The sequence below is a fragment of the Pseudomonas sp. MD330_10 genome (assembly GCF_042610415.1).
Taxonomy (GTDB): Bacteria; Pseudomonadota; Gammaproteobacteria; order Pseudomonadales; family Pseudomonadaceae; genus Aquipseudomonas; species Aquipseudomonas rhodesiae.
Genome location: NZ_JBHGZU010000152.1, coordinates 1 through 238, shown reverse-complemented (window position 1 = coordinate 238; position 238 = coordinate 1). Strand labels below are relative to the sequence as shown.

Annotated in this window: 1 pseudogene; it reads right to left on the bottom strand. The window is 67.6% G+C overall.

Features of this window, described 5'->3' with window-relative positions:
* Nucleotides 1–238: pseudogene (locus tag ACFZPT_RS26995) on the bottom strand (serine/threonine protein phosphatase); the annotation flags it as partial.

The following is a 238-nucleotide window of genomic DNA, read 5'->3' as shown; positions in this document are numbered from 1 at the left end:
AAGAACGAGCGCGTCAGGCCGGCGCCGCCCGTCAGCGGCAGGCCGTCGGGCAGGCGCATATCGGTGCCGCGCAACAGGCGGTAAAAGGCAATGCAGGCAAAACTGCCAGGCACGGCGGCGGCCAGCAGGAAGTGCGGGTCGATGCAAACATCCGGGAATGTGGCGCGCAGCGGCTGGATAAAGCGGTCGTCCCAGCACGCATGCACCACGCGGACACGCCCGGCATCGACAAACAGCG